Source organism: Terrisporobacter glycolicus ATCC 14880 = DSM 1288 (assembly GCF_036812735.1).
GTDB classification, from domain to species: Bacteria; Bacillota; Clostridia; order Peptostreptococcales; family Peptostreptococcaceae; genus Terrisporobacter; species Terrisporobacter glycolicus.
In genome coordinates, this window is record NZ_CP117523.1 from 3,552,205 (window position 1) to 3,570,409 (window position 18,205).

Below are 18,205 nucleotides of genomic sequence, written 5' to 3' on the forward strand. Positions count from 1 at the left end.
CACATTGATTATCAATATGGCCTTAAGTATCTATTAATTATAGTATAAATTTTGAGATGGATAATCTGGATCGCAAGTTACATGCATTCCTAACTTTCTAAATGTTTGTTCATCATCTTTGCTTATTATTGTAGTTGAATGAGCTTGTATATTTTTTAACTCATCTAATTTTTCCATAGCAAGTTCTGCTGTTGGATTAGTTACCGCACATATAGCAAGTGCTGATAAAACTTCTTCTAAGCCAAGTGACACATTTTTTCCACCTAGTGTTTCTGTTTTTAATTTTATAATTGGATTTAAGATTACTGGTGATATTAAATACATATCATCTGGAATATTAGCCATGTATTTTATTGCATTTAACACTGCTGCTGCTGATGCACACATTAAATCAGAGCTCTTCCCTGTTATTATTGTCTCATCTTCAACTTGTATAGCAACTACAGGACATACATCTTGGTTATTACTTTGTGATTTTAATTTTTCTGAGTATTCTCTAGCTGGATTAACTACAATTCTGTCTTCTGGCTTAACATTAACTTTTTCAAGTATCAAAGATATTGTGTCATAAGCATCTTTGTTTACTTCACCTTTTTTATATTGGCAAGCAGTATTAAAGTATCTTCTTATTATTTCATCTATAGAGGCTTCACGAACTACTTCGTCATCAACTATACCAAATCCAACTCTGTTAACACCCATATCTGTTGGTGATTTAAACATAGATTCTTTTCCAGTTATTTTTTCTATTATTTTCTTTAATACTGGGAATAATTCTAAATCTCTGTTGTAGTTAACTGATTTTTCTCCATAAGCATCTAAATGGAATGAGTCTATCATATTAACATCTTTTAAATCTACAGTAGCAGCTTCATATGCTATGTTTACTGGATGATTTAATGGTAAGTTCCAAACTGGGAATGTTTCAAATTTCGAATACCCAACTGAATTTCCTCTTTTGTTTTCATGGTATAACTGACTCAGACAAGTTCCAAGCTTACCACTATTTGGTCCTGGAGCAGTTACTACTACTATTGGTTTCGTTGTTTCTATATATGGATTAGCTCCGTAACCCTCATCACTTACTATAGTGTTTACATCTGATGGGTATCCTTTAGTCGGAGCATGTTTATAAACTTTTATTCCGCGTCTTTCTAATTTATTTATAAATACTGTTGTTGCAGGTTGTCCTTCAAATCTAGTTATAACTACACTATTTACATCTAAGTTATAACCTCTTAGGTCATCTATAAGCCTTAGAACTTCCATATCGTAAGTTATTCCGTAATCTCCTCTTACTTTATTACGTTCTATATCACCTGCATAAACACATATTACAACTTCTACTTGGTCTTTTATATTTTGTAAAACTTTGATTTTAGCGTTCTCATCAAACCCTGGAAGTATTCTTTTTGCATGCAAATCTCCCATTAGTTTTCCACCAAACTCTAAGTATAATTTATCAAATTTTTCTACTCTTTCTAGGATATATTTAGACTGTTCTTTTAGATATTTTTCATGATCAAATCCGATTTTCATTATGCACCTCTCAAAAATTATTTTTTCACTTATTATTTTTCACTAAGGCATTATTATATACCATAATAGTAATTTTTTTCAAGAAGTTTTTAATATTTTTTCGGTTTTTTTTAAATAGAAATAAAAGATAGTAGTATTTTTCTATCTTTAAGGCCTGAGTTTATTGATTTTTATTTGGTTTGTTTTTATTAGTTTTTTAGTGAAAAATAGGTGCATAACTTCACCACTTTTTTAATGGTGGAGTTCTATTATATGATAATATTTTTTCTTAGTCAATACTTTTTATAAAAAAAAATAACCTATTTGGAAAATCCAAATAGGTTATTATAAATTAAACTATAATATTGTTATTAGCAGCAACCGTCTTCTTCTCCTTCAAATCCACATGCACAAACTATTAATAATAGTATTAAGAATGGTATCCAAGCACAAATATCTATTTCTGTCCAACAATCTTGGAATGCTAAGAATAAGAAGAATAATATTATTATCCACCATCCAGCTCCGAAAAATCCGCCTTCACATCCACATCCACCAAAGAATCTATCTAACATTACGTTACCCCCTTGTTGATATTAAATAAATTTGTTATCTAAAATATACTATGAAAGTAGGTGTGTTTTTGACATTACTTTTTATAAAAAAAATATTTTTTTTAATCTATTAAATTTAAAGACTCTACCATTTTCATATTTTTAAGCTTGTAGAACATAACTACATTTATAAATATGCTTAAAATTATGGTTAGTACAGCTACTATAAAATAACTACTTCTATCTATAACTATATCAGACATCATAGACTTAATTTCCACAGTAGCCATAATGAGTTGATGCAATATAGTTCCAAGACCTAATCCTACTATAGTCCCTATAACTGTTGAAATTATATCCATGGAGTAGATAGAATAAATCCCTTCTACTCCCAAAACAACTATTTCCACAACAGAAAAGAATCTTTATTTAGAACCCTCTTCATACTACCACTCTATGTTTTCAACTTGTGTTGGTTTTTCATTGATAGTAATTGAACTAATTTTTCCATTTTTAACTTTTATAACTTTGTCACCCATAGGCGTTAACGCCAAGTTATGAGTAATTATTATTACCGTCATTTTCATCTTTTTACAAGTATCTTGTAAAAGCTTTAGTATGGCTTTTCCTGTATTATAATCTAAAGCGCCTGTTGGTTCATCACATAATAACAACTTTGGGTTCTTTGCTAAAGTTCTTGCAATGGCTACTCTCTGCTGTTCTCCTCCAGATAACTGTGCAGGAAAGTTATTTTTCCTATGACTAAATCCTACCGCTTCCATTACTTCATCTATATTTAATGGATTTTTACAAATTTGTGTGGCAAGTTCCACATTTTCACGTGCTGTTAAATTTTGTACTAAATTATAAAATTGGAATACAAAGCCAATACTATATCTTCTATAAGTGATTAATTCTTTAATAGTATATTTATTAATTTCATTATTATCTACAATAATTTGACCACTAGTGGGACTGTCCATTCCTCCAAGAAGATTTAATATGGTACTTTTTCCGGCACCACTAGCGCCAGCAATTACAACAAATTCACCCTTACTTACTGTAAAGTCTACTCCACTTAAAGCTTCTATATTAACTTCACCCATTTTATATATTTTTTTAACATCCCTAAATTCAATATAATCCCTCACTGATGCCTCTCAATTCTATGAATATTTGTTAATTAATTATATCATATGGCAAATGTATTGTTGTAAATTCATTTCTTCTATATTTCCATTATTATTGGGAATACACTAGGCTTTCTCTTTGTTTTATCATAAAGTAATTGCTCCACAGATTTCTTTACACTTGATTTTAGTACTTGCCATTCAATAATTTCATTTGATAAACATTCTTCAATTTTTTCTCTAGATAAATTTTTCATTTCCCTTATTAAATCTTCTGACTCTCTCACATATATAAATCCTCTAGTAATTATATCTGGCCCAGAAGCTATTTCATAATTTGTTTTATCTATGGCAATTACCACAATAACCATTCCATCTCTAGCAAGATTTCTTCTATCTCTTAAAACAATGTTACCCACATCTCCAACACCAAGACCATCCACATATAATATTCCTGTGTGAACTCTTTCTGTAGCAGAAGCTCCTTTAGATGTAATCTCTAGTACTTGACCTGTTTCTAGTGTAAAAATATTTTTTGAGTCCATGCCAAGTTTTTTTGCTAAATCAGCATGATGCTTTAAATGTCTATATTCACCATGAACAGGCATAAAGTATTTCGGTTTTACTAGGGTATGAATTAATTTTAATTCTTCTTGATAAGCATGACCAGACACATGGATATCTTCTAAGTCTTCATAAATAACTTCTACACCTTTTCTAAACAGTTGATTTATTACCCTTGAAATTATCTTATCATTACCTGGAATTGGGGAAGCTGAAATTATGAATAAATCATCTTGGTGAATTTCTATTTTTCTATGACTACCAAATGCAATTCTTGAAAGTCCTGCTCCTGCTTCTCCTTGACTACCAGTTGTTATTATAGTTATATTTTCATCTGGATACCTATTCATATCATCTATATCAATCAATGATTCTGCTGGTATATTTAAATAACCTAGTTCAATTGCTACTCTAGATACATTTTCCATACTTCTTCCACTAAAAATAATTTTTCTATTTTCTTTTATTGAGGCATTGGCAATTTGTTGCATTCTGTGAATATTAGAGGCAAATGTAGCCACAATAACCCTTCCTTTTGCTCCTGAAAATATTCTATTTAAAGTTTCTCCTATGGTTTTTTCTGATAATGAATGACCTGCTCTTTCTATATTTGTACTGTCAGCTAAAAGTAATAAAACTCCTTTTTTCCCAAGAGTTGAAAATCTATTTAAATCCATAAGTCTTCCATCAATTGGTGTGTAGTCAATTTTAAAATCTCCAGTATGAACAATTACTCCTAAAGGAGTTGTTATAGCTAAAGAGCAGGCATCTGCTATGGAATGAGTAGCCTGAATAAATTCTACTTTAATTTTATCCAGATCTACTATATCTCCACTTTCCACAGGATGAACTGTTACCATATCTTCCATCTTGTGTTCTTCCAATTTATTTTTGACTAATCCTAAAGTAAGCCTAGTTCCATAAATAGGCATATTAATTTGTTTTAGTATATAAGGAATAGCTCCAATATGATCCTCATGCCCATGAGTTAAAAATAAACCTTTAATTTTTTCTTTGTTTTCTATTAAATATGTTACATCTGGAATTACTAAATCTACTCCATACATGTCTTCATCTGGGAATGATATGCCACAATCTATAACGATTATTTCATCCTCAAATTCTATAGCTGTTATATTTTTACCTATTTCTCCTAATCCTCCAATTGGAATTACTTTAACACATCTTATTTTTCTCATGTCTATTCTCCTTTTCATAGTCTAAATCAATTTATTTTAAGTAAAAAATTATCCTTATCATATTGTATGTCCTTCTTATTATTTGCAATATATGAATAATTTATATTTTTAAAGTAAAAATATAAATGGAGGTGATTAAGTGGTAAATTTAACTAGCAAAGAAATATTTTTACTAGAAGGTGAAAAATATCAACAACAATTGGTAATAGATAAATATAATAACTATGCTTTACAAGCTCAAGATGATTCTCTAAAAAGCCTATTTTTCAACTTAGTTAAAATAGAAGAGAAACATTTAAATATGATTGATGAAATGTTACAAGGAAAAGTTCCCCAAATTAAAAAAGAAAATATTCATCCATATTATGAAAATAACCCTATTAATTGTAATAATTATATAAATATAGGAAATATTACCTTAACATCTTTAGATAATAACATTAGCTATGACGATGGTGACAAAATTATATGTTTCGATGCTTTAACAACAGAAGAACTTCTTCATTCAACATGCAGTGCATCTAGCTTGGAATTTGAAAAAACTGAATTCGAAAATATTTTAAAATACATAATTGAGGAAAAATCAGAAAATCTTAAATATCTCAATGATTATATGACTAAAAAAGGAATGTACAATAATATTATTCATTTTTAATATCTACTTGAAATTAAAATGCCATATTAAACAAATCTATTTCGTTTAATATGGCTATATTTATAACTTATTTATTAAAATAAAGTACATTTAATACATGCATAGCACTGCCTATAACCAGGCAACCTTCATCAATATCAAATGTGTCTGTATGAATTAAACTATTTATGCCTTCTTCTTTATTTCCACAACCTAAATGAAAAAATACTCCTTTACAATTTCCCGTATAAAATGAAAAATCTTCAGCCCCCATAGCAGGATATATTTTTTCCTTATAAGCTTCTTTATCCAATAATTTTTCTGTATTAAACTTAATAATATTCACTAATTCTTTATCATTTATAACTGGTGGATAACCCTTATTTTCTATATATATATTACCTTCGCATCCATAAGCCTTTGCTGTATTTTCTACTATGTTTTTTGCTCTATCTACTATGAATTTTTTACTTTCCTCATTTAAAGCTCTAACAGTTCCACTAATTTCCACATCTTCACATATAACATTTTGAGCTTCTCCTCCAGATATTTTACCTAAGGTCAATACTGCCATAGTAGAAGGAGAAATATTCCTACTTATTATACTTTGCAAAGATGTTATAACCTGAGCTGCACAAACTAATGCATCTGTTCCATTTTCAGGATATGCACCATGAGCTCTTTTTCCTTTTATCCTTATTTTTAAGCTACTTGAGCTAGCATTTAAAGTTCCTTCTTTACATTCAATAAATCCCTTCTCCACATTTGCTTGTACATGTAATCCAAACATATAATCTACCTTAGGATTTTCTAAACAACCATCTTTTATTAAATATTTTGCTCCACCAAATCGTTCTTCTGCCCCTTGGAAAAAAAATTTAACATTTACTTTTAATTCTTCTCTCATTTCATACAAAACTTTACAAGCTCCTATAAGCATAGCTGTATGAGCATCATGTCCACAAGCATGCATAGTTCCCTCATGTTTTGATTTATATAGTTTATTATTTTTTTCAATTATTGGTAGTGCATCTATATCAGCCCTTATAGCAATAGTTTTATAAGTTGGTTTTTTTATTATATAAGCTATTATTCCCCTATGACTTTCAAATTCTTTATATTCAATTCCTATTTCATTTAAGTACTTTTTTATTTTTTCTTTAGTTATATATTCTTCCATGGCAAGTTCGGGTGTTTCATGTATGTCTCTTCTAATTTTAACTATCCAATCATTCAAATTATTTACTTTATTAATTATATCTTGAAAATTCATATTATCACCCCCGTCATCTATGAAAATTTCATATATAATATAATTATAGTATAGGACATTGATTATAATTGTTACATTTTGTATATTAGTTTTATATTTTTAAGGAGGTAAAAATGAAAATAATTGATTTAACTCATTCTATTGCAAATGATATGACTGTATATCCTGGTGGACCACAACCACAAAACAAAATAATAAGTACTGTAACTGAAAATGGATACAAAGAAACTGAAATACACATTCGTTCTCACAATGGTACTCATATGGATTCTCCTAATCATGTTTTTGAAGATGGAGTTTCTCTTGATAAAATCGATGTAATCGATTTTGTTGGTACTGCAGCTCTTGTTGATTGTTCATCTCTAGGAGAAGGAGATATTATTACTTATGATTTTATTGAAAAAAATAAAGAAGCTATTGATAATAGTGAATTTATTGTGTTTAGAACTGATTGGAGTAAATATTGGAATACTGAAAAATATTTAGGTAATTATCCTGTTATAAGCGATGAAGTTGTGGATTTTATAATGACTTCTAATAAGAAAGGAATTGCATTTGATACAATTTCCGTAGATCCAATAGATTCCTCTATTTTAGCTAAACACCATCAAATTCTAAAAAATAACATTTTAGTATTCGAAAATTTAACTAACTTAGACTTAATAAATAGTAATACTTTTGTATTTTGTGCTTTACCACTTAAATTCGAAAACTCTGACGGTGCTCCAATAAGAGCAATTGCCATGTTAGACTAAACTTGTTTTCTAATCAATAAAAAAATCAAATTTATATTATATTTATAGCTATATAATATAAATTTGATTTTAACTAATTATTTATATCCTCTTTTAACCTTTTATTTTTATGATGTTAATTCTTCATAAAACTATTCTTTAATTATATACAACTTGTGAGTTTTTCTAAGATACACTAAAATACTAATTAGTAAAGTCCCTTTTACTACGCTACTTAAAGTAATACTCCACCAAACTCCATTTAGTCCAAGTATATCAGGCCTGCAAAGCAAAATAGCTAATGGTATTCTGCATCCTGTTAGTACAGCTATTATTATGGAAGGTATATAAGTTCTACCCAAACCTTTAAAAATTCCTGCAACTGTTATCTCTAAGCACATAAATAATTGTGAATATCCTAGAATTTTCAAATAGTCTGTTCCTTGTAAAATGGCTTCTGGCTCATTTATAAAAGCCCTAAATATGAATTCCCCTAAAAATACTAAAATAGCTGTTGTTAAAGTCCCCCATATAATCACTCCTACTAAAGCATATTTTGTACTTTTATTTATTCTATCAATTTTCTTTGCTCCATAATTTTGTCCTACAAAACTAGATAATGCAGATGCAAATCCATCACAACTATTCCAAGATATTGATTCAATCTGTGAACCTACTTTTTGCACTGCTATGGCAACCGGCCCAAAAGACGCTACTATCACTCCCATTATCATGGAAAAAATAGTGAATAATCCATTTTGAAGTGCCACTGGTGTTCCCAGCACAAATAAAGTTTTATAATAAGTAAAATCAACTTTTCTAAATAGTTTAATCTTAAAGTGATCTTCTTTATCCTTAGAAATTAAATAAATGAAACATAAGGACACAATTATATGTGATGTAATTGTAGCTATGGCAGCACCTGCTACACCCATTTTTGGAAATGGACCTATACCAAATATTAATACTGGATCTAAAATAATATTAGTTATTAAACCTATGGTATTTATCTTGAATGGCGATTTACTATTTCCTAAACCTACAAATATTGATGTAAATACAGGGTTTATAAAATAAAACATCATGCCAAGTCCCACTATAACTAAATATTGTTCAGACATATTAATAACTTCCATATCTCCAAGTTTAAAAAATCCAACAAGAGGTCCTTTAAACAAAATTAAAACTAAACCATATAAAAAAGATAAAATCATATTAATCTCAATTGCTGATTTAATATAATATTTAGTGTCTTTTTCATTTTTTTCTCCCACACTTTGGGCAACCTTAATTTCTCCGCCTACTTTTGAAATCATAATAAATGCCATGGCAAGCCAAGGATAGAATCCTGCTGTTCCAACTGCTGCCACAGACTTACTGCCTATTTTACCAACCCAAATCATATCTATAAGACTGTAGGCTATTTGTATAAAAGCAGTTCCCATTATTGGTAATGATAGCTTCACCAATTTCTCCACAATGTTACCATTAGTTAAATCAATTTGTTTGCTCATAACTTCTCCTTGATTATATATTCATTTATTTGCTTTATACCCTTAAAATGCCACCCAAATTAGGTGGCATTTATATGTAATTAATTATTTTCCATTAGTTTTTGTTCTTCTTCCATTTCCTTTAAAATTCTTAATTCTTCCTCACTTAAATCAGAAAAATCAATTATATTATCTCTAATATAATTTGCTATTAATAATCTTAAATCTGTTTGCTCATATAAATCATTAAATTTAGAAAAGTCAAATTTACTCATAAATAGTGAATATTCTTCTACACTTCTCTTGTTTATATGACTTTTTCCCTCTTCAATGTCATTTTTATCAATAAATATTTTATAACTTTCTAATAATTCTAAAGCTTTTACATCTTCAAAAGCTTTTTCTAAATAATTCATAGTCACATTACTAATACTAAAAAAATATTCCCCTAATCCACCATTTTTCATTTCCGTATCAAACCAAAGTAAAGTATAAACATTTTTATGAGTTATTTTCATATTTTTAAATACTTCTGAATCATTACATCCATAGCCATATTTTAATTCTAAATCATTTTCAACCATACAAATTAAATCTTCATCATCATAACTTAATACTCTAATGTCACCTTTTTTACCTATCTCTTTTTCTTCAACTTTTCTAGATTTTGATTTACTCTTTATTATTAAAAGTATGATTATATTAACTGCCCCTAAAATAACAAGAATTAAAAGTATTTTATTCATAAATGACATAGTATACCCCCCTTATATATTTTAACTAAAGTTATTAAAGCATAACAATGTTAAACTAATCATTAATATACCAATTATTATTCCTATTACAGCTACTATCTTTGCTTCTTTATATAATTTTTTCTTATGCTTTATTTCATAAGAAAAACAATAAATTAAAAAAATTAATCCACACAATATAAGCATGCCACCTATAGTACCTATAAAGAATGTTGTCATAATAGAGTTTTTATTTTGCATTTTTTCACATCCTCATATTTTTTCTATTAAAATAATTATATTATACTTCTTCTTTATTTTGAAATATAAACTTATAATCCTACAAATATTTTATCATCTATAACAACAAATATATATTTTGCTATAATTATTTTATACTAGTTTTTATAAATTATATCTTTGGAGGAATATAAAATGATAAGCTTTGAAGAGCAATTCGGAATTAACGTGATTTCAACACCTATGAACAATCATAATTTGCCTCTATTTTTAAATGAAGAAGTATCTGACAAAGTAAGAAATTTTCACTCATCAATTAGCAACTATGAAGTAACACCTCTTGTATCTTTAAATAATTTGGCTAAAAAATTAAATATTAAAAAAATTTATGTCAAAGATGAATCTTATAGATTTAATTTGAATGCTTTTAAAGGTTTAGGCGGTTTATATGCTATTTTTAAAATAGTATGTGAAAAACTAAACCTAGATGATAACAAAACAACTTTTGAAGATTTGCAAACCCCTAAAATAAAAGAATGTTTGAAAGATATGGTATTTATAACTGCCACAGATGGAAACCATGGTAAAGGTGTGGCATTTGCTGCATCAAAATTAGGATGCAAATCTATAGTTCTTATGCCAAAAGGAACTGTAGAAGTTAGAGCTGATGCAATTCGACAAGTTGGCGCTTATGAAGTAACTATTACAAATCTTAATTATGATGATGCTGTAAGAAAAGCTGCTACGTTAGCTGAAGAAAATAATTGGTATCTAGTTCAAGATACAGCTTGGGATGGATATGAAGATGTGCCTAATTTTATTACCCAAGGATATACAACAATGGCAAATGAAGCTTATGATCAATTACAAGAATACGGTGTCGAAAAGCCAACGCACTTATTTTTACAAGCTGGTGTAGGGTCCATGGCTGGAGGAGTTTTAGGATACTTTGCAAATAAGTATAAAGGTAATCCTCCTATTACCATAATTGTAGAACCTAAAACTGTAGCCTGTATTTATAAATCTGCTCTTTTTAATGATGGAAATCCTCATGCAGTTACTGGAGATTTACAAACTATAATGGCAGGCTTAAATTGCGGTGAACCAAATACTGCTACTTGGCCTATTCTTAGAGATTTTGCATCTTTTTATGCTGCGTGTCCTGATTATGTAACTGCTAGGGGCATGAGAGTTTTAGCCTCTCCTATTGAAGATGATAAAAAAATTATTTCTGGAGAATCTGGAGCAGTTGGTATTGGACTACTATCTTTATTAATGGAAAAAGATGAATTAAAAGAAATAAAAGAAGCTATGAATTTAAATTCTGATTCAGTAGTTTTAATATTTAATACAGAAGGCAATACTGACCCTATAGGATATGATGAAATAATTTATGATGGTAGAAATCCAAGTTCATTTGTGGAAAGAAGGTAATTACAATGAGTTATAATAAAAAATCCGTATATTTTTTCTGTACAGATTACGAAAGAGATGAAGTTGCTCCAAGGGTTCTTGACTATTTAAAAAATAATTATTCTCTAAAATTAAGTGATATAAAATTTGATAATAGAAATGTTTATAATTATATTGATGAAGACAATAATTTATTTACTTATGTTGAAACTGACAAAGTGCTAAGTTATGACTACTATAAATACATACCTATATTAAATAAGTTATTTTCAGATTATGATGTTGCTGGCGTTGTAAACTGGCATGGTGGAGAAAAAGCTCCAGACAAAATTCTTACAGTTCATTCAACTGGTGATGTGGTAGGAGGTATTTATGCACCTTCTCATCCTCTTTACTTAAGAAATTTATTAGTTTCCATGGAAAAACATAGAGTAGAAAATAATCTTAATGATTTCAAAGTAATGACCGAAGGAACTCATTGGACAGGTACCATAAGAGGTGGAGATATTAATTTAATTGATAAATATGAAGTTCCCTTATTTGACATAGAAATAGGAAGTACTTTAGACAGTTGGAGTAACGAAATAGCAGTCAAAATCTTAGCTACTTCCTTGCAAGATGTGTTTTCAGATGAAGATACTGTAAAAGTTCTTCTTTGTACTGGTGGCATGCACTTTGAAGATACATTTTCAAATATAATAATAAATAAAGATTGTAAGATATCTGTAGGTCATGTTCTTCCTAGTCAATGGTTAGTCCAAGGTGAATACCATAAGGATGAGAAATATGATTTATTAAAAAAATGTACTAACTCTATTATTGGTAATATTGATGGTATAGTTATTCACGATAACTTAAAATCCGGTTATAAAAATCAGATAAAAAAACTTGCTGAAGAATTAAATATACCTACTTTTAAACATAAAAAATTAAGAAATCCAAAAGATTTGCCTATTTGGTAATATATTAAAAAGCATATAATAAGTAAAATATTTAGTTAATAATAAATTCACTTATTATATGCTTTTCTATTTTAAAGTTATTCAATATTTAAACTTTATTTATCTTTAATATGCTGACCTACTATTTCTGCCACATCAGTAATAGTCATAAAAGCAGATATATCATCAGCTTCTATAATTTTCTTAAGTTCTCTAACTTCTAATCTTGTAACAACTACATAAAGAACTACTTTTTTACCACTTATCAAGCCTTCTCCTTCAATAAAAGTTACTGTTCTTCCCAGTTTTTTGTATATACTTCTAGCTATTTTCTCGCCATGATTTGTAATAATCAAAGCTGCCTTTGCTTGATCCAAACCCTCTGATACTATATCTATTATTTTGTAAGTTATAAAATATGTCATTATGGAATAAAGAGCTCTATCCCATCCAAACAACATTCCAGCTACCATATAAATCACTAAATTAATTAATAATATTACTTGCCCTACAGAAAAAGATGTTTTTTTGTTAATTAATATGGCTACTATCTCTACTCCATCTAAACAAGCGCCATACCTAATAACAAACCCTACTCCTATTCCAAGTATAATTCCACCAAATACAGTAGCTAGTAACACATCATTGGTAACTACCTCTACATTTTTAAATGCATCTAGTAATAAAGAAAATAAAAACATGGCAAATGAAGCTTGAATAAGAAAGTTTTTGCCTAAATGTTTAAAGCCTAATAATAGGAATGGAATATTTATTACTATAATAAAAATACTTAATTTTATTTTTGTTAAGAAGCTTAGTATTATAGAAATACCTGTAATTCCACCATCAATAATGCGATTTGGAATCAGAAATACTTCTAATGCTAATGCTGCTAACAAAATCCCTATAGCAATAAAAAGATAGGAAAGAACAGTGATTACCCACGAATTATATTCTTTGTTTTTAAACATGTACTCACCACTCTTAAAATATAATTATTTATTTAGTAAATTATATTCCAATACCTATATTTTTTAGAAGTTATTTAATCTCTTCATAACCTATAGCATCATTTTTAATAATATTAATTATGGTTTCTTTTGCTTTTACCATATCTTCTCCTGAAATATATTCGTAAATACCGTGAAAATTTACCCCTCCAGTGAATATATTAGGTGTTGGAAGTCCCATATATGATAGCTTTGCACCATCGGTTCCACCTCTTATAGGAACTATTTTAGGTGTTATCCCTGCTTCTATCATAGATTTCTTAGCCAACTCTACAACATGCATAACTGGTTCTATTACCTTTTTCATATTGTAATATTCATCTTTAACTTCTACTTTTATTACTTCTTTTTTATATTTTTCACTAATTCTACCACCAATATTTTTTAATAAATCTTTTCTTCTTTGAAAATTACCTAAATCAAAATCTCTAATTATATATTTTAATGTGGCACTTTCTATGCCACCCTTAAAATCTGTAATCATATAAAAACCATCATATCCATCTGTTTTTTCAGGAACTTCATCCTCAGGTATTAATGAGTGAAATTCCATAGCTACAGTAATTGCATTTATTAGAACATCCTTAGCTGAACCAGGATGCACACTTTTACCTGTAATATTAACTATAGCACCTGCAGCATTAAAATTTTCATATTCTAGCTCTCCTAAATGACCTCCGTCTATTGTATATGCAAAGTGAGCATTGAATTTTTTCACATCAAACAAGTCCGCACCTCTGCCAACTTCTTCATCAGGAGTAAATCCTATAGCAATTGGACCGTGTTCAATTTCCTTATGCTCAATTATGTATTTTATTGCCTCTATAATTTCTGCTATTCCTGCTTTATCGTCAGCACCAAGCAAAGTAGTTCCATCTGAAGTAATTAATGTTTTTCCTATCTGATCTTTTAAATATGGAAACTCTTTCATTGATAAAACAATATTTTTTTCCTTATTTAATATAAGGTCCTCTCCATTATAGTTTGGATGAATTTGTGGTTTCACATTTTCTCCACAAGCTGCTGGTGCAGTATCCATATGAGAAATAAATCCTATGGTATTACACATTTTATCTGTATTTGATGATATAAATCCATATACATAACCATTATCATCCATATAGGCATTCTCCACACCTATTTTCTTTAGATCTTCTACTAAAATTTTTCCAAGATTTTTTTGTCTTTCTGTGCTTGGTGTAGTAGCTGAATCTTCATCGCTTGTTGTATATATCTTTGTATATTTTATAAAACGATTAATTAAATTCTCCATTATAAACCTCCTCTTAATCATTAACTCTTCATATTTATTATTTGTAATAATTTCATTTTTTAACACAAAAAAAGTTGCTATAAATTTATAGCAACTTCTTTTTTTTACACACTAGGTGTATGTAATATAGACTCATAACTTCTCATAAGATTTTCAAAAGATCTATGATCTGACTTATATCCTATACCTTCTCTTTTTTGATTCTCATCTACTAACTTGTATTGTTCACAAGCTTTTCTTATTTTTTCTTTATCTTCTTTTTTCACTGCTTTATAAAATATTCTTTCACTTTCTGGAATGTCTTTTTTATACTCCGGCTTCACAAAATATTTTACATCTTTTATATTCCCTGAATTATATAAAGATTGAATAACTGCTCCATTTTTAAGATGTTGCAAATGCCAGTCTAACTTGTAAGTATGCGCTACATGTGTTACACTTTTTAATTCTTTTTCAAATTTCAAAGCAATTTGTTCCATTTGTTCAAAACTTGTAGTTCCAGTTTTATTTGTTCTTGGTAATAAAACCACATTCTCTCTTTTAACTCCTAATGCATTAACTGCTGCAAGAAACTCTCTTTCTCTATATTCATACTTTTCCATTTGACTCATTTTGTCAAACATCTTTTCTTTACCAAATATTTTTATTCCTGTTCCATAAGATACTTGTACCACGTAAACATGATCTGCTCCTACTTCATTTATAGCCTCTATAATTGCTGCTGATGCCCAAAGTGTTTCATCATCTTGATGTTGAGCATAAAAAACTACATTATCTTTAAATTTTGTATCTCCATAACTTTCTTCATTTTCAAATCCTGTTATAAATAATGGCAACATTAATAATACTACTATTCCTATTGCTAACTTCATCTTATTTTTAATCATCATATTTATCTCCTTCTCCCTCAAGTCCTAAATTTATTATACATGTTATAAATTACTAAATGATTACATGACAATAACAATTTTATTACAATTGCGTAATATTTTGTAGAAATCGTTATGAATTTGTAATATTTAATACTTTCTTTTGGTATAATTGATTTGGCTATTCCAATTTTTAGCAATGTATTTGTTTAAATCTTTGTGAAATATGGGGTTGCAGTATGACAACTGGAAATTTTTATAAGGGAGTGTAATTTATGAATGAAAATATTTTAGTAGTTGACGATGAAAAAGAAATAGTCGACGCTATTGAATTTTACTTAAAACCTGAGGGGTATAATGTTATAAAAGCATACGATGGCTTACAAGCGCTTGAAATGATTATAGAAAATGACATTAAGCTTATCATTATGGATGTAATGATGCCAAATATGGATGGTCTTAAAACTACCATGAAAATAAGGGAGGATAAAAATATACCAATTATTTTATTATCTGCAAAATCCGAAGATATGGATAAAATTTTAGGACTAAATATGGGAGCTGATGATTATATAACTAAACCCTTTAATCCATTAGAACTAACTGCAAGGGTTCGTTCTCATCTCAGAAGATATATAAATTTTGGGAATATATCTGATGCAAGTTTATCTTCTACAGTAGAAGATAAGATTATAATTTTAAAAAGTGGGGGATTAGAATTAAATCAAGAAACAAAAGCTGTAACTCTAGATGGAGATAGTATAAAGATTACACCTATTGAGTATAAAATTTTAGAATTACTTCTTTCTAATCAAGGAAGAGTCTTCTCATCTCATGAGCTATATGAAAGAGTTTGGGAAGAAGAGGCTTATAATTGTGAAAAAACTGTAGCAGTTCATATTAGAAGAATTCGCCAAAAAATCGAAATAGATTCAAAAAATCCAAAATACTTAAAGGTGGTGTGGGGAATTGGCTATAAAATTGAAAAATTACGCTAAAAATCTAGGCGCTAATAATTCCTCTGTAAAAATATATTCTTTATTCTTTATGTTTTTATCTTTATCTATTTTTGTAGAAACAGTAGGATTTATTTCTAGAGATCCAAGTTTTCCCGACTATTTTACAAGTGTAATTTACCATGACAGTTGGTTTCCTTATACTTTTGTAAGACAATTTATTTTATTTGGATCCAGCGACTACTACTATGACAGTATATATATGTTTTGGGCATATACATCTGTGTGTATTGTTTCTTTTATTTTAGCTTTTATGTCATTTTGTTTTTATAAAAAAAATATCAAAACTACAACTTTTTTTGATAGCTTTATAAAATACCTAAATAATAAACTTCCTCTAGAGCTAGTTTTACTATTAGTTTTTATATCTATTCAAATTGCTAGATATGGAATGTACAGGCAATTATATATGTACGATAAATTCCTATTCTACGATATTGCAGCCTTATACATAATATATTTTGCAATAAATTATGTTATTTATAATAAAGGAAATTTATCTAATAAACTATATACATCACCTTTTATAAAAATTCTAATAAATAAACATAATAGAAAATCACTAAACAAAAAACTTGCCTATGCTTTTTGCTTTGAATTAATACTTCAATGCATATTATTATTTATTTTATTTGCCACCTTTGACTATAATTTTATGCTTATTTTTATATTTTATATTTTCGTAACCTTAGTATCTTATATTTTTATATTTAAATTAATCTATAAAAAATTTGATTATATCGAATACATTTCAAAGGAAGTTGAGTATATAAAAAACGGCAATATTGATTGTAAATTACAAATTAGAGGAAATGATAAAATTGCTCTTCTTGCAGAAAATATTAACAATATGAATGAAGGACTTACGAAGGCCGTAGATAATGCAATAAAAAGTGAAAAAATGAAGACGGAATTAATAACCAATGTATCCCATGATTTAAAAACACCTTTAACATCTATAATCAATTATGTAGACATGTTAAAAGGTGATATTGTAGACGATGATACAAAAAAATCTTATTTATCTATTTTAGATAAAAAATCCAAGAGACTTAAAATTTTAGTTGAAGAAATTTTTGAAGCTGCAAAACTTAGTAGTGGTGAAATGGAATTCAACATAGAAAAAACTGATATTAAGGAACTTTTAATACAAAGTATTGTTGAGCTAGAAGATAAAATTAAAGAAAGTAGATTGGATTTTATTGTAGATACACCAGATAAGCCTATATTCACTATGGTAGATGGTAAAAGAACTTTTAGAGCTTTTGATAATCTAATTACAAATATAACAAAATACTCTACTCCTAACACTAGAGTTTATATAGATTTATTTGTTGAAAATAATACTATATCTATAGTTTTCAAAAACATTTCAAATTATAGGTTAAATTTAAGTCCAGATGAATTTTTAGAAAGATTTAAACGTGGAGATTCTTCTAGAAACACTGAAGGTTCAGGCCTTGGTCTGTCTATTACTCAAAGTATTCTAAATACACAAAATGGTACTATGGATTTAGACATAGACGGAGATTTATTTAAGGTAATTTTACAATTTGAAACATGCTAATAAAATTTTATATTACTAAATACATAAAATGAACTTTCTAAAA

At 28.2% G+C, this 18,205-nt stretch carries 18 protein-coding genes; 6 read left to right on the forward strand and 12 right to left on the reverse strand.

Going from position 1 to position 18,205, the window contains the following annotated elements; all coding sequences use genetic code 11:
- Window positions 1-33: 33 nt before the first annotated feature.
- The 5 genes from TEGL_RS17325 to TEGL_RS17345 form a co-directional block, all read right to left on the reverse strand.
- Entirely contained in the window at window positions 34-1,539 is a 1,506-nt protein-coding gene (locus TEGL_RS17325) for a DUF1846 domain-containing protein (protein ID WP_018592242.1), read from the reverse strand.
- A gap of 350 nt (window positions 1,540-1,889) precedes the next feature.
- Window positions 1,890-2,093 (reverse strand): hypothetical protein, encoded by a 204-nt coding sequence (locus TEGL_RS17330; protein ID WP_018592241.1) that lies wholly within the window; start codon window positions 2,091-2,093, stop codon window positions 1,890-1,892.
- Window positions 2,094-2,194: 101 nt separating this feature from the next.
- Window positions 2,195-2,482: an FtsX-like permease family protein gene (locus tag TEGL_RS17335; RefSeq protein WP_018592240.1), complete on the reverse strand. Its 288-nt coding sequence runs from the start codon at window positions 2,480-2,482 to the stop codon at window positions 2,195-2,197.
- Window positions 2,483-2,518: 36 nt separating this feature from the next.
- The gene (locus tag TEGL_RS17340; RefSeq protein WP_051082165.1) at window positions 2,519-3,178 is read right to left on the reverse strand and encodes an ABC transporter ATP-binding protein; all 660 of its coding nucleotides are present in this window, start codon (window positions 3,176-3,178) and stop codon (window positions 2,519-2,521) included.
- Window positions 3,179-3,300: 122 nt separating this feature from the next.
- Window positions 3,301-4,965, reverse strand: a complete 1,665-nt coding sequence (locus TEGL_RS17345; protein WP_018592238.1) for a ribonuclease J — start codon at window positions 4,963-4,965, stop codon at window positions 3,301-3,303.
- Window positions 4,966-5,104: 139 nt separating this feature from the next.
- Here TEGL_RS17345 and TEGL_RS17350 point away from each other — a divergent pair, with 139 nt between their 5' ends.
- Window positions 5,105-5,620 (forward strand): spore coat protein, encoded by a 516-nt coding sequence (locus TEGL_RS17350; protein WP_018592237.1) that lies wholly within the window; start codon window positions 5,105-5,107, stop codon window positions 5,618-5,620.
- A gap of 67 nt (window positions 5,621-5,687) precedes the next feature.
- Here the strand turns inward: TEGL_RS17350 and TEGL_RS17355 are convergent, their stop codons facing one another.
- Window positions 5,688-6,872 carry a M20 metallopeptidase family protein gene (locus TEGL_RS17355; protein ID WP_018592236.1) on the reverse strand — a complete coding sequence of 395 codons (1,185 nt, stop codon included), beginning with the start codon at window positions 6,870-6,872 and terminating at the stop codon, window positions 5,688-5,690.
- A 113-nt stretch (window positions 6,873-6,985) separates the two neighbouring features.
- Between TEGL_RS17355 and TEGL_RS17360 the strand changes: the two genes are divergently transcribed.
- Entirely contained in the window at window positions 6,986-7,627 is a 642-nt protein-coding gene (locus tag TEGL_RS17360) for a cyclase family protein (protein ID WP_018592235.1), read from the forward strand.
- Window positions 7,628-7,758: 131 nt separating this feature from the next.
- Here TEGL_RS17360 and TEGL_RS17365 read toward each other — a convergent pair whose 3' ends face one another.
- The 3 genes from TEGL_RS17365 to TEGL_RS17375 all read right to left on the reverse strand — a co-directional run bounded on the left by TEGL_RS17365 (window position 7,759) and on the right by TEGL_RS17375 (window position 10,094).
- Window positions 7,759-9,120, reverse strand: a complete 1,362-nt coding sequence (locus TEGL_RS17365; protein ID WP_018592234.1) for an MATE family efflux transporter — start codon at window positions 9,118-9,120, stop codon at window positions 7,759-7,761.
- An 80-nt stretch (window positions 9,121-9,200) separates the two neighbouring features.
- Window positions 9,201-9,854, reverse strand: a complete 654-nt coding sequence (locus tag TEGL_RS17370) for a DMP19 family protein (RefSeq protein ID WP_018592233.1) — start codon at window positions 9,852-9,854, stop codon at window positions 9,201-9,203.
- Window positions 9,855-9,875: 21 nt separating this feature from the next.
- Entirely contained in the window at window positions 9,876-10,094 is a 219-nt protein-coding gene (locus TEGL_RS17375) for a hypothetical protein (RefSeq protein ID WP_018592232.1), read from the reverse strand.
- Between the two features lie 174 nt (window positions 10,095-10,268).
- Here TEGL_RS17375 and dpaL point away from each other — a divergent pair, with 174 nt between their 5' ends.
- Window positions 10,269-11,507: a diaminopropionate ammonia-lyase gene (dpaL, locus tag TEGL_RS17380; RefSeq protein WP_018592231.1), complete on the forward strand. Its 1,239-nt coding sequence runs from the start codon at window positions 10,269-10,271 to the stop codon at window positions 11,505-11,507.
- 5 nt (window positions 11,508-11,512) lie between these two features.
- The gene (locus TEGL_RS17385; protein WP_018592230.1) at window positions 11,513-12,448 is read left to right on the forward strand and encodes a D-aminoacyl-tRNA deacylase; all 936 of its coding nucleotides are present in this window, start codon (window positions 11,513-11,515) and stop codon (window positions 12,446-12,448) included.
- Between the two features lie 95 nt (window positions 12,449-12,543).
- Here the strand turns inward: TEGL_RS17385 and TEGL_RS17390 are convergent, their stop codons facing one another.
- The 3 genes from TEGL_RS17390 to TEGL_RS17400 all read right to left on the reverse strand — a co-directional run bounded on the left by TEGL_RS17390 (window position 12,544) and on the right by TEGL_RS17400 (window position 15,600).
- Window positions 12,544-13,398 carry a YitT family protein gene (locus tag TEGL_RS17390; RefSeq protein ID WP_018592229.1) on the reverse strand — a complete coding sequence of 285 codons (855 nt, stop codon included), beginning with the start codon at window positions 13,396-13,398 and terminating at the stop codon, window positions 12,544-12,546.
- A gap of 70 nt (window positions 13,399-13,468) precedes the next feature.
- Complete coding sequence (pepT, locus tag TEGL_RS17395; RefSeq protein ID WP_416389610.1) at window positions 13,469-14,713, reverse strand: peptidase T; 1,245 nt, start codon at window positions 14,711-14,713, stop codon at window positions 13,469-13,471.
- A 101-nt stretch (window positions 14,714-14,814) separates the two neighbouring features.
- A complete protein-coding gene (locus TEGL_RS17400) occupies window positions 14,815-15,600 on the reverse strand; it encodes a PIG-L family deacetylase (protein WP_026255186.1) in 786 nt (261 codons plus the stop codon).
- A 254-nt stretch (window positions 15,601-15,854) separates the two neighbouring features.
- Here TEGL_RS17400 and TEGL_RS17405 point away from each other — a divergent pair, with 254 nt between their 5' ends.
- Window positions 15,855-16,577 carry a response regulator transcription factor gene (locus TEGL_RS17405; protein WP_018592226.1) on the forward strand — a complete coding sequence of 241 codons (723 nt, stop codon included), beginning with the start codon at window positions 15,855-15,857 and terminating at the stop codon, window positions 16,575-16,577.
- Window positions 16,549-18,162 (forward strand): HAMP domain-containing sensor histidine kinase, encoded by a 1,614-nt coding sequence (locus TEGL_RS17410; protein ID WP_018592225.1) that lies wholly within the window; start codon window positions 16,549-16,551, stop codon window positions 18,160-18,162. The genes TEGL_RS17405 and TEGL_RS17410 overlap by 29 nt, the downstream gene beginning before the upstream one ends.
- Window positions 18,163-18,205: the final 43 nt, after the last annotated feature.

Coding starts and splice junctions, on each gene's coding strand:
- TEGL_RS17330 (WP_018592241.1), bottom strand. CDS start 2,093: ATGTTAGATAGATTCTTTGGTGGATGTGGATGTGAAGGCGGATTTTTC.
- TEGL_RS17375 (WP_018592232.1), bottom strand. CDS start 10,094: ATGCAAAATAAAAACTCTATTATGACAACATTCTTTATAGGTACTATA.
- TEGL_RS17370 (WP_018592233.1), bottom strand. CDS start 9,854: ATGTCATTTATGAATAAAATACTTTTAATTCTTGTTATTTTAGGGGCA.
- dpaL (WP_018592231.1), top strand. CDS start 10,269: ATGATAAGCTTTGAAGAGCAATTCGGAATTAACGTGATTTCAACACCT.
- TEGL_RS17360 (WP_018592235.1), top strand. CDS start 6,986: ATGAAAATAATTGATTTAACTCATTCTATTGCAAATGATATGACTGTA.
- TEGL_RS17405 (WP_018592226.1), top strand. CDS start 15,855: ATGAATGAAAATATTTTAGTAGTTGACGATGAAAAAGAAATAGTCGAC.
- TEGL_RS17345 (WP_018592238.1), bottom strand. CDS start 4,965: ATGAGAAAAATAAGATGTGTTAAAGTAATTCCAATTGGAGGATTAGGA.
- TEGL_RS17355 (WP_018592236.1), bottom strand. CDS start 6,872: ATGAATTTTCAAGATATAATTAATAAAGTAAATAATTTGAATGATTGG.
- TEGL_RS17325 (WP_018592242.1), bottom strand. CDS start 1,539: ATGAAAATCGGATTTGATCATGAAAAATATCTAAAAGAACAGTCTAAA.
- TEGL_RS17390 (WP_018592229.1), bottom strand. CDS start 13,398: ATGTTTAAAAACAAAGAATATAATTCGTGGGTAATCACTGTTCTTTCC.
- TEGL_RS17340 (WP_051082165.1), bottom strand. CDS start 3,178: ATGGGTGAAGTTAATATAGAAGCTTTAAGTGGAGTAGACTTTACAGTA.
- TEGL_RS17400 (WP_026255186.1), bottom strand. CDS start 15,600: ATGATGATTAAAAATAAGATGAAGTTAGCAATAGGAATAGTAGTATTA.
- TEGL_RS17385 (WP_018592230.1), top strand. CDS start 11,513: ATGAGTTATAATAAAAAATCCGTATATTTTTTCTGTACAGATTACGAA.
- TEGL_RS17365 (WP_018592234.1), bottom strand. CDS start 9,120: ATGAGCAAACAAATTGATTTAACTAATGGTAACATTGTGGAGAAATTG.